This is a genomic window from Enterobacter sp. RHBSTW-00975 (genome assembly GCF_013615235.1).
GTDB classification, from domain to species: domain Bacteria; phylum Pseudomonadota; class Gammaproteobacteria; order Enterobacterales; family Enterobacteriaceae; genus Enterobacter; species Enterobacter ludwigii.
In genome coordinates, this window is sequence record NZ_CP055883.1 from 2,349,164 (window position 1) to 2,360,768 (window position 11,605).

9 protein-coding genes are annotated in these 11,605 nt (G+C 57.0%); 3 read left to right on the forward strand and 6 right to left on the reverse strand.

Annotated elements, in window-relative coordinates; translation table 11 throughout:
• Positions 1-16: 16 nt before the first annotated feature.
• From HV340_RS11295 to HV340_RS11320, 6 genes are all read right to left on the reverse strand, one after another.
• Positions 17-1,423, reverse strand: a complete 1,407-nt coding sequence (locus HV340_RS11295; RefSeq protein WP_063924925.1) for a sucrose-6-phosphate hydrolase — start codon at positions 1,421-1,423, stop codon at positions 17-19.
• Complete coding sequence (locus tag HV340_RS11300; protein ID WP_014170153.1) at positions 1,423-2,793, reverse strand: sucrose-specific PTS transporter subunit IIBC; 1,371 nt, start codon at positions 2,791-2,793, stop codon at positions 1,423-1,425. The genes HV340_RS11295 and HV340_RS11300 overlap by 1 nt, the downstream gene beginning before the upstream one ends.
• 67 nt (positions 2,794-2,860) lie before the next feature.
• Positions 2,861-4,378: a carbohydrate porin gene (locus HV340_RS11305; RefSeq protein WP_063924924.1), complete on the reverse strand. Its 1,518-nt coding sequence runs from the start codon at positions 4,376-4,378 to the stop codon at positions 2,861-2,863.
• 173 nt (positions 4,379-4,551) lie between these two features.
• Entirely contained in the window at positions 4,552-5,457 is a 906-nt protein-coding gene (locus HV340_RS11310; RefSeq protein ID WP_063924923.1) for an aminoimidazole riboside kinase, read from the reverse strand.
• An 89-nt stretch (positions 5,458-5,546) separates the two neighbouring features.
• On the reverse strand, positions 5,547-6,758 hold the full coding sequence (locus HV340_RS11315; protein WP_025204149.1) for a diguanylate phosphodiesterase: 1,212 nt from the start codon (positions 6,756-6,758) through the stop codon (positions 5,547-5,549).
• A 93-nt stretch (positions 6,759-6,851) separates the two neighbouring features.
• Positions 6,852-8,333 (reverse strand): alpha/beta hydrolase, encoded by a 1,482-nt coding sequence (locus HV340_RS11320; protein ID WP_047744690.1) that lies wholly within the window; start codon positions 8,331-8,333, stop codon positions 6,852-6,854.
• A 266-nt stretch (positions 8,334-8,599) separates the two neighbouring features.
• Here HV340_RS11320 and HV340_RS11325 point away from each other — a divergent pair, with 266 nt between their 5' ends.
• From HV340_RS11325 to HV340_RS11335, 3 genes are read left to right on the forward strand one after another with little or no spacing between them, the layout of a single operon-like run.
• A complete protein-coding gene (locus tag HV340_RS11325; protein WP_025204147.1) occupies positions 8,600-9,454 on the forward strand; it encodes a MurR/RpiR family transcriptional regulator in 855 nt (284 codons plus the stop codon).
• A gap of 12 nt (positions 9,455-9,466) precedes the next feature.
• The gene (gene ddpX / locus HV340_RS11330) at positions 9,467-10,042 is read left to right on the forward strand and encodes a D-alanyl-D-alanine dipeptidase (RefSeq protein WP_014170160.1); all 576 of its coding nucleotides are present in this window, start codon (positions 9,467-9,469) and stop codon (positions 10,040-10,042) included.
• A gap of 15 nt (positions 10,043-10,057) precedes the next feature.
• On the forward strand, positions 10,058-11,590 hold the full coding sequence (locus tag HV340_RS11335) for an ABC transporter substrate-binding protein (RefSeq protein ID WP_032680965.1): 1,533 nt from the start codon (positions 10,058-10,060) through the stop codon (positions 11,588-11,590).
• Positions 11,591-11,605: the final 15 nt, after the last annotated feature.

Consider the following 11,605-nt stretch of genomic DNA (forward strand, 5'->3'; position numbering starts at 1 on the left):
TCCGGCTGCCAAAACCCTATTCTACCATGCAGCCGCGCAGCGACCAGTAGCGTAATGTGATGTCGGACCCACCTTCGAATCGCACCCGTGCCGGATGGTCAGGAAAATAGCGGCTGCTCATCACCCCTTCGCCATGATTGATGAAAATTTCAACGCTGGAGCTGTCACACAGGACGCGTAAATGATGAACGTCGCCCCGCCAGTAACGGGTCAATGTTTCCCCGGTTTTCAGGCTGGCGCGTTCCAGACGCAACCCGCTGTCCTCGACAATAAGGCGCAACGCACCGGCGAAATCCACGGTTACTGAAGATGAGGTGAGCTCGAACTCAAGGCGCGTCGCATCAAGAGCCGGGGCATCGCTGGCGTTACCCTGCCAGCAACATTCCTCTTCGCGCAGTGCGTGCAGTTCGCGCACCGGCGTCTGCCACAGTTTGCCCTCACGGAAGTGTAATTCTCGCGGGCAGGTCATCTGATGGATCCACCCCTGCGCCCGTGTGGGCTGAAGCATCTCTTCTCCGTCCGGCACGCCCATCCATCCAATCAGGATCCGCCGTCCGTCTTCCGCCACCGTGGTTTGGGGAGCATAGAACTCGAAACCGGCGTCCAGCTCGTGCAACTCGCCATGTTCAAACAAAGCGCGGGTATGGTCGAACGCCCCGCTCATCCACGTGGCCGGATAGGTATTGAGATAGCGATGCGGTTCGCGCGCCAGCCCCTGCGGACAGCAGATCAGTACGTGTGTCCCGTCGAGGGCAAACAGGTCCGGGCACTCCCACATGTATCCCGCCTCGGTCAGGCCGTTCACGCCATGACCGGCAATCTCTCCGCAAGACGCCCAGTGGTGCAAATCGGCAGATGTGAACAGCAGCACCTTGCCGCGTTTTTGCAGATCCTGCGCCCCCAGTACCATGTACCACACCCCGTCGTGCTGCCACACTTTCGGGTCACGCACGTGCCCGGTGTAGCCTTCCGGCAGCGCAAGAACCGGACCGAGTTTTTTGAACGTACCGTCAGCCTGTTGCGTGGCAAGGCACTGCCAGGCGGTGCGGCTGCCATCATCAAATTTCACGTTGCCGGTATAACACAACGTCAGGACACCGTTGTTATCGACGGCGCTGCCGGAATAGCAGCCGTTGCGGTCATACTCCTCATCGGGCATCAGCGCCATCGGTTCATGCTGCCAGTGCACCAGGTCTGAGGAGCTCCAGTGTCCCCAGCACTTATAGCGATGGTCGCAATCCAGCGGATTCCACTGATAGAACAGGTGGTAACGCCCGGCAAACCAGATAAACCCGTTAGGATCGTTCATCAGCCCCGTCACCGGTGCCGGATGCCATTGCGGATAATGGCTGTCGGCGTACGCACGCGGCTGGCCTTTCATGACGGCCTGCAGGATTGCAGGCCAGCGGGAAGGTAACGTCATTATTCAGAATCCGTTTTATATTTCAGCAGCAGCGAGACGGTAAACGCCACGCCGAAGGCAATCACCATGCCGATAATATAGTTGAGTAGCGAGCTTGCCTGCACGATCGCCATGCCCGGGATGGCAGTCAGCCCGACGGCGGTCATATAAACATGTACCGAGACCACCCACGCCCCGCCTGCCGCACCGCCAATCAGCGCGGCGATAAACGGTTTCACGAAACGCAGGTTGATACCAAATATTGCCGCTTCGGTAATGCCCAGCATGGCCGAAAACGCGGACGGTAACGTAATGGCTTTAATTTTTGCGTCTTTGGTTTTAAACCAGACCGCCAGACAGGCTCCCCCCTGCGCCACGTTGGCCATCGCCCAGATAGGCAGCAGGAAGTTAACGCCAATCGACGGATTCCCCAGTAACCCGGCTTCAATGGCATGGAAACTGTGGTGAATACCGGTGATAACGATAACCGAGTAAAGCCCGCCAAATAACAGCCCGGCCAGCCAGCCCGCATGGGCGATCAGGGTGCTCAGAACAAAGGAAATGCCATCCCCTAACGCACGCCCGGCCGGGCCAATGATCAGCAAGGCAATAAAGCCGGAGAGAATAACGGTGAGGAACGGCGTCAGGATCAGATCTAACGCATCCGGAATAATACGGCGCAGGTTTTTCTCCACGATACTCATAAACCAGACGGCCAGCAGCACCGGGAACACCGTTCCCTGATAGCCAATCATGGCAATCTCAAGGCCGAAGAAGTTCATGGTGTGGAAGCCAGACGCCACGCCCCAGGCGTTAGTCAGCGCCGGATGCGTCAGAATGCCGCCGAGGGTCGCCCCCAGATATGGGTTACCGCCAAATTCACGCGCGGCCGTGAAGCCAATCAGGATCGGCAGAATGATAAACGCCGCTGAGCTGCACATATCCAGCATGATATAGAGTGCGTTATCGGCATTGACCCAGCCGTAGGTTTTGACCATCCCGAGCAGGCCCATCAGTAAACCGGAGGCCACAATCGCAGGAATGATCGGCACAAAGATGTTCGAGAGCAGTCGGGCAATGCGCTGGAACGGGTTCAGCTTGCGTGCCGCCATGTCGGCCGCTTCGGACTTGCTGGATTCGCTAATCCCTGCCGCCTGGATAAACGCGGCGTAGACCTTGTTAACCACCCCCGTACCAAAAATCACCTGCATCTGCCCGGCGTTGCGAAAACAGCCTTTAACGCCGTCAACCTTGCCGATGGCCTGCTGATCGGCAAGCGTGTCGTCGACCAGCACCAGTCGAAGACGCGTTGCGCAGTGCGCCGCACTGGCGATGTTCTCTTTGCCACCGAGCAGCGGAATGAGCGCGCGGGCGATATTATCAAAATCCATAGATACCTCTGCCTGACTGTATTTTTATGATGTGAAAAACGCCCCCGCACTGCGGGAGCGTAAAAGGTTAAAACCAGGTTTCCATCTGTACCCCAAAGTTCCATTCCCCGCCGGCGTTGAAACCGCTGCTGCCAAAGGCATCATCGCTGGCGTAATTATCCAGTTTGCTGCTCCAGTCCATCCAGGTGGCGAACAGACGCAACTCAGGACGGCTGAAGAAATCGCCGATCTTGCCCGCTTTTAACGTTGGGGCAAAGGTCAGCTTGTAGAAACTTCCGTTGACGGCGTTTCGGTCTTTATACCCTTCCGGATTTAAATCCATGTACTGATAGCTGCCCTCAAACGCCAGGGCGAAATTCTGCGTGACCTCTTTAATCAGGCGGGTATTGAGCGTGACCCACTCATAGCTGTCGCCTTTGACATAGCGGTCTTTACTGCTCTGGGCCAGAACGGCAGGCGCGATATGCCAGCCACCACCAAGAGGCGTGACACCGTAACTTGCAAAGCGCCAGGTATCGGCCTCAGAGAGCAATCCACCATCGGAACCGATGCTCTTCACCTCTGCCCCCAGCCCGTGGCCGTACAGCAGCGCCGTTTTGGCTGAACCTTCGCGGAGGCCGTAGAAACTTTCATTGTGCAATCCGACCAGGGCATGAACGCCATTGTTGGCGGCGTCAGTTTTTATCAGATCGCCATTGCTGTCTTTGCGGTCGTCGTTGTCTTTTGCCCGCAGGCCGCTCACCATCAGCTGGAACGGCCCGGCGAAGTGGTTCATGCTGAGGATGTAGTTTTGAACGTTATTGTCGATTTGCTCTTCGCTGCCGAAGTTACGCCCGTAAAGAGAGAAGTTGCTGCGCAGCGATTCATTCCATTTCACGTCATACACGCCACCACCGGTACCGGCCAGGAACACCACATCGGAGTCCAGCCAGTGAATATCAAAGTTATCCCGGTCAAAGCGTTTGCCGGCCCAGAAGGTACTGCCCTTCAGAGCGCCGGTAAAATCAGGCAGATTGCCCAGTTCAGCAAACGCCTGACGAATATTGAGATCGCTGGTGTCAGCGGACCAGTCATTGTAGGTTTTCTGACCATCCGCCAGCATGGCCTTGAAGCGCGTGGTCGCCCCGTTATCCAGGGTCTGTTTGTGTTCCACGTTCAGCTCAACATAGGTATCGGCTTCATTCCCCAGACGCCCGACCGCGCCACCGGTTTCCCCGGCTGGCGTCAGATAAGGACCGCTTTTACTGCTCGACGCCGCATCGTTCATCAGCAGGCCAGAACGGGCATAGCCATGAAACTCAAACCCACTGCTCTGATCGGCTTTCTTCTCCAGTGCGGCGGTACGCTGCGCCACTTGCTGGGTTGTTGTTTGCGTCTGCTGCTGGGCAGTCACCAACTGCTGCGTTTTTTGTTCTGCGTCGGTGGCGCGTTTCTCCGCAACCTGCGCGCGGGTTTCCGCAGCCTGAAGACGCTGCTCCAGAGCAGCAAGACGCGCTTCGATACTCGTCATATCCGTTTGGGCAAAAACAGAGGTACTCCCGGCCAGCATGCCTATCATCACGGCAAGTCTGCGTTTTTTATACATTTTGTCGCATCCCTAAAAGAAGTCATTGAAAGTGCTAAATTGCTAAACCGGTTTAGGTTGATGATACTAAACCTGCCAATTTTGGATCGGCAATCTTTTTTGCTAAACCGATTTAGTAAGTGTGATCGAGGCGACAATTCAGGCCGTCGACAGACGGCCCGTTGCGGGAGGAATTACAGTTGCGGGTGATAAGGCAGCGCGGTCATCGCCCCTTTAGCCGTGGTGGCTAACGCGCCGCAGCGCTGGGCTAATGCGATCACGCGTGGAAGATCGTGGCTGTCGATACTCCCAGCGGAAGCCAGTCCATAAAGCAGTCCCGCCACGAAGGCATCACCTGCGCCGGTGGTGTCCACGCATTCAACGGGGGTTGCCGGATAATGCTTCATCGTTCCGTCATGCCAGGCGATGACTCCATCTTTGCCCTGAGTGACCAGCACCAGCCGGGCCGGACAGCGGCGCATCAGCGCGGCCAGCCCTTCCGTGACCCCAAGGTCGGCGGTTAAAAAAGCCAGTTCTTCGACGGAGAGTTTGACGACGTCAGCGCATTGCAGCGCCTGTTCGAGGCAGCGGCGCAGGTCGTCCTCATCCGGCCAGAGATCCGGGCGGATATTGGGGTCGAAACTGACATAACCCCCCGCTTCCCTGACCGCGTTCATGGCCTGAAACGTTGCAGAACGGCTCGGTTCAGCGCTCAAAGCAATGGAACAAACATGCAGCCACTCTCCTGCGCTAAAGGGCGGCAGGTCGGCTGATGCCAGAAACAGATCGGCGCTCGGGCGAACCATAAAGGTGAAAGAGCGTTCGCCCTGTTCGTCCAGATCCACGACCACGGTTGACGTGCGGTGTGCCGGGTCGAGGCGCATCCAGTTTACGTCAACCTGCTCGTCAGCCAGCGTTTTATGCATAAAGCGACCGAAAGGATCGTCGCCGACTCTGCCGATAAAGGCGCTTTTCCCGCCCAGACGGGCAATACCGACCGCCACGTTCGCCGGCGCGCCGCCGGGGCATTGCAGCAACCGGCCTTCTCCCTCCGGTAATAAATCCACTACCGCATCGCCAAGTACCCAGATTTTTTGCATGTGATCCTCTCAGCTAAACAATGTTAAACCGTTTTAGCTATTTAAGCACAGGCAGGACGAAGGGGAAATAATACGGAAGGAAAATTGGCTTAACGCACCAGGTGTGGCCAGCTAATATCGCCTACGCCATTCAGCGCTGGACGAGCAAACAGAAAGCCCTGAAAGCGTCGGATCCCGGCAGATTCAAGCCAGCACCACTCTTCCAGCTTCTCGATGCCTTCCGCCACCAGGGTGATTTCAAGGTCGGTGCAGCAGCTGACTATCGAGCGCACAATCGCCTGTTTTGGCCCACTGAGATGAATATTGCTGACAATTTCGCGGTCAATTTTAATTTTATCCGGCTGGAATCGGGTCAGCAGTGAAAGCCCGGCGTATCCGGAACCGAAATCATCGATCGCCAGGCCAATGCCTTCAGCGCGCAGGTGTTTAATGGCGCTATTAAACTTGTTGAACCCGGAAATCATCTCGTTTTCGGTCACTTCAATGACCACCTGCTCCGGCTGAAGCCCATGTTGTTTAATCTGTTCAACCAGAAACTCCACGGCGCCAGGCACTTTCACCAGCGACATCGGGAGAAGATTTACCGCGATTTTATGGCTCCCGATCCCCAGTTTATCGGCCAGCGCAAAAGCCCAGGCTTTGGTCTGGAGATCGACTTCATAGATTTTGTCCTGATCGAGGCGGCTGAAAAAATGCTCCGGGCTTCCCCCGTCATTACCGCGGATAAGGGCCTCAAGCGAACTGATTTTCCCTTCCAGCGGTTCGACGATGGGCTGGAGGGCGAACTGGCAGGTTTGTTTGTCCAGCAGACCCAGACTCTCGCCAAACGGCGATTTCTCACGCGAGAGCGTCCATTTCTCCGGGGCAAAACGCGCCCCCGACGGGGCCGGACGTTTGCCGGTAATAAACGTCTGAATAAATTTGAACACCCGATCATCAGATGTCAGATAACTGTCCAGTTTGCTGTAATGCAGCACCGACTGCAGAACGTCTTTCGGCGACTGGTTCTGCAGGTCAAACAGCAGCATACCGACATTCTCAAAACGTCTGCGGGGGCCGTAATCCCGCATAAGCTCAACCACGCCGCTATGCCGCTTATCCTCACGGATCTTCTGAAACAACCTAACCACACTCTCTTCCGAGCCTTCGAGGAGTTGCAGGACATCATCCCCTTTTGAAAGAAGAACGCCGGTAATATTCAACCCGGCATTGCGCGTCCTGGCCTGTTCAACCAGCGCCTGGAGTTCGGCGGATCGGCAGGATAAATTCAACTGGCTGCGGTAGATAAGAGTAGTCAGCACAAAAACGTGTTCCGATAAGAGGTATGCGTTGGACATTACTGTTTAACATACTTCATCTTCGCGACCTAACAGATTAACCCCTTGCGGGAGAGGCTACTTTTTCTCATCCCCGATGCGTCTGTCAATTCTCTCCTGCATGTAGGCATAAAACGGGTTCGACGTCACCCGCATTAACGCGTCTTTGCCTACGCTCAGCACGGAGGTTTCCCCCCACAGCGCAATCGTGCCGAGGCTAATGCCATACCGGTTTTTCTCCGCAGGATGTCGGCCATAGAGATCGTCATCAGGCGGGAACGGCACGGCGACATGCGACAGTGAATAGACCTCCTGCGGCCAGGACATCGCCAGCGGTACCGCGGTCTCATCGGTGCCTCCCGCCGGGGTTATTTTCGCCACCGCGGCGAAACTGTCCGCGCTGGCATTGGTAATAATCGTGACACCGTAACGCCTTTTCGCCACAGGCAGTAACTCAGAGGTCGCCGCCCACGACGACGGTTTAAAGAGAGGACGGAAGCTGGCGGCCTGATTGATATCAAATACAACCAGCTCGCTGCCGTTCGCCGGAAGCTGGTCAAATAACCCGGTGACCACGGCGCGGGTGCTGACCGTTGAATCCATCACCGACTGGAATGCGAGTACCGGCGGCAGCTGGTCCAGTCTGTGCTCCCGGGCATCCCGCCCCATTTGCTCCTGCAGGGCCTGGGTCAAGAGCCATGACTGGCGCGCCGCATTGACCGGGAAGGAATTGTATTTATACGGGTTATATTCCGGCGAGATGTTTAACCATGCCGCTTTGGCAAACGGCGGTAACATCGCCGGCAATCCGGCCAATCCTGCAAACCGGGCGAACGCCGTGACGCCAATCATTGGCGAGAGCAGAATGAGCTGTTGCGGTTTGCGAAGCGCAGGCGTGTCCAGCGCATCAAGGGCATATTTCATCGCCAGCGCCCCACCGTTGGAGTAACCCACCAGATGCAGGGGAACATTGTCTCCCGCCAGCCGCGTGGCTTCGCGAACGGCAAGGCGCGTCGCCGCCAGCCACCTCTCCCAGTCAACGTCGGTCAGCGCGCCGGGCGCGGTGCCGTGCCCGGGCAGGCGTGGGACCACCGCCACAAAACCGTGCTGCTGATAATCACGGGCAAGATGCCGGACACTGTAAGGCGAATCTGTTAGCCCGTGCAGCAACACCACCGCGCCGCGTGGCGTTCCGGCGGGCATCAGCACAAAGGAGCGGTTGGCATCGGGTGAAAATTTACCGGGCCAAACCAGGCTCTGACGGTAGTAACGGTTTAACGGCGTGCGCTCCTCACCCTGGGTTTTGCGCGTTACCGCGTTATCCAGATCGGTGAAAATGGCGTTTTCCCGGGCGACATACTGGGCAAAATTCGCCTTATCGATCTCGCGTACGGACATCTCATCTGCCCGCCAGGTATGCCAGAGATGCAGTTCCGGTCCCTGCTGCGAGAGATAAACCCGAACCGCGAGCAGGACGATCAGTACCACTCCTGCGATCGTCGCCATTTTCTTTGCGAGCGCCATCAGGCGCACGCTGATACGCCAGGGCAAGTTCGCCATGCCGGGATCCCTTTCATATTTACGTTGTCTCTATCTTATCAAAAATGTGAAGACGCTGACGTATTCACGAAATTCATACCTCCCCGCTCAGCCAGTGCACCAAAAGTGAACTACGCTGCACAAATGTTGATCATTGGTTAACTAAATATTGCATGAAGTTTGCAGCACAGCGGCGTCCCGTCTCTCTGTGGACATGGCACGCGTCATGCATTGTTAATCAAATAACACAAACCTGATGACTGATAGCCTGTTAACAGCGAGGCGGTATGACGACGAAACCCGAGGTGTTGAGCCGTATTGAAGCCACGTTCAGCCAGCTGACCCCCAGCGAGAAGCGGGTGGCGAGCTGGTTGCTGGCGCATGCCGCACAGATCCCGTTTGAAACGGCTGAAAGCGTGGGTCTGGCGACCGGCACCAGCGGCATTACCGTGGGACGCTTTCTGCGAAAACTCGGCTACCGCAATCTGGAAGATGCCAAAAAGAGCCTGCGCGACCCGCATCAGCCCTGGGGTATGAACGAGCGGCTGGACTCCTGGCAGCAGCAGTCCCCTCTGCCCAACCGCCTTCAACACTCTCTGTCGCTGGAGGTGGATGCCATCACCCAGGTTTATCAGCTGGCGCACACCGACGCATTCCGCCAGGTGGTTCATCAGCTTGCCCACGCGGATGCGGTTTTTGTGCTGGGGATCCAGTCGACTCGTGGGATAGCCAACGCCTTCTTCAGTCATCTTGAGTACCTTCGCCCGCGCGTCAGCTACGCCGAAGGCGCGTCCGGCAGCTGGGTTGAATCCCTGAACTCCGGTTTCGCCCACCCCTACGTGGTGCTGACCGATACCCGCACCTATTCCACCATTGCGCGTCAGTACTGTCGGGTCGCCAGCGAAAAAGGTATTTCGCTGGCCCTGATCACCGATATCTGGTGCCCGTGGGCGCGGGATTACCCGCTTGATTTACTGCAGGTGAAAACCGAAACCGGCCATTTCTGGGATTCGCTGGCACCTGTGAGCTGTCTGTTCAACCTGCTGCTGTCAGGTGTCGTGGAAGCGCTGGGTGATGCCCTTCCACAGCGGCTGGCGGTAAACCGGCAATTACAACAAGAGTTTGGTCAATTCGAACGTTAAAGGAGCGGAGCTATGCCCCCAGAGAGTGAACTGATTGATGTGGCGAAGACCTTCCCTGCGCTGCATATCGATCTGAAATACGCCACAGCCGACAACATCACGGGCCGTCCGATTTATCAGGAGGCGCTGTGCCTGCTGCATACCGATGCGGCCACCGCGCTGGCGAAAGCCATCAGCATCGCCGCACTGGCCGGGCTGAAGCTGGTGGTCTACGACGCTTATCGTCCGCAGGAAGCGCAGGCTCAGTTGTGGGATGCCTGCCCGAACCCGGAATACGTGGTTGATGTGGCGATTGGTTCCAACCACAGCCGCGGGACGGCCATCGACGTTACGCTGATGGACGAACAGAACACCGTGCTGGATATGGGGGCCGGTTTTGACGAAATGCACGATCGCTCGCACGCCTGGCACCCGTCCGTGCCGCCGCACGCGCAGCGCAATCGCCTGCTGCTTAACGCCATCATGTCCGGTGGCGGCTTTGTGGGGATCAGCAGCGAATGGTGGCACTTCGAGCTGCCGAACGCGGCCAGCTATCCCCTGCTTGACGATCGTTTTGCCTGTTTCCCGTTGACGCACACCCCTCTTTAAAACTGGAGCACTGCCATGAAAACAACGCTTCTTACTACCCTGATCGCCGCCTCGCTGGCACTCAGCGCCCCGGTTGCGCTGGCTGCCGTCCCGAAAGATATGCTGGTGATCGGGAAAGCGGCCGACCCGCAAACGCTCGACCCGGCGGTGACCATTGATAACAACGACTGGACGGTGACTTACCCCGCCTATCAGCGTCTGGTGAAGTACAAGCCAGGCTCCACCGAGGTGGAGGGCGACCTGTCAACGGGCTGGAAAGCGTCAGAGGATCAGAAAGAGTGGACCTTTACCCTTACCGATAACGCAAAATTCGCCGATGGCACGCCGGTTACTGCCGAGGCGGTAAAACTCTCCTTTGAACGTCTGCTGAAGCTTAGCCAGGGGCCGTCTGAAGCGTTCCCGAAAGATCTCAAAATTGATGCGGTCGATCCGCACACGGTGAAATTCACCCTCAGCCAGCCGTTTGCCCCGTTCCTCTACACCCTGGCCAACGACGGTGCGTCGATCGTTAACCCGGCGGTGTTAAAGGCGAACGCTGCCGATGATGCACGCGGTTATTTAGCGCAAAACACCGCCGGGTCCGGGCCATTCATGCTGAAAAGCTGGCAGAAAGGTCAGCAGCTGGTGCTCGTTCCGAATCCACACTGGGCGGGTGAGAAGCCGCACTTCAAGCGCGTTTCGGTGAAAATTATTGGTGAAAGCGCTTCACGCCGCCTGCAGCTTTCCCGTGGCGATCTGGATATCGCCGATTCACTGCCCGTCGATCAGCTTTCAGCCCTTAAGCAAGAAGGCAAAGTGGCGGTGGCGGAATATCCGTCCCTGCGCGTGACCTATCTTTATCTGAATAACAGCAAAGCCCCGCTCAATCAGGTGGATTTACGCCGGGCCGTCTCCTGGGCAACGGATTATCAGGGGATGGTGAAAGGCATCCTGAGTGGCAATGGTAAACAGATGCGCGGCCCGATACCGGACGGCATGTGGGGGTTTGACGCCACGGCAATGCAGTACAGCTTTGACGAGGCCAAAGCCAAAGCCGCGCTGGAGAAAGTCAAAGACAAGCCCGCAAGCCTGACATTCCTCTATTCAGACAACGACCCCAACTGGGAGCCGATCGCCCTGTCCACGCAGGCGAGCCTCGGCAAGATCGGCATCAACGTGAAGCTGGAAAAACTGGCTAACGCCACCATGCGCGATCGTGTCGGGAAAGGTGACTATGACATCGCTATTGGCAACTGGAGCCCGGACTTTGCCGACCCGTACATGTTCATGAACTACTGGTTTGAGTCGGACAAAAAAGGGTTGCCGGGTAACCGCTCGTTTTACGAGAACAAAGAGGTTGACGACCTGCTGAAGGCAGCCCTGAAAACCACCGATCAGGCGGAGCGTACCCACGATTACCAGCAGGCGCAGAAGGTGGTGATCGACGAGGCGGCCTACGTGTATCTGTTCCAGAAGAACTACCAGCTGGCGATGAACAAAGAGGTGAAAGGCTTCACCTTTAATCCAATGCTGGAGCAGGTCTTTAACATCGCCACCATGAGTAAATAACGGTTCTCGCCGGGG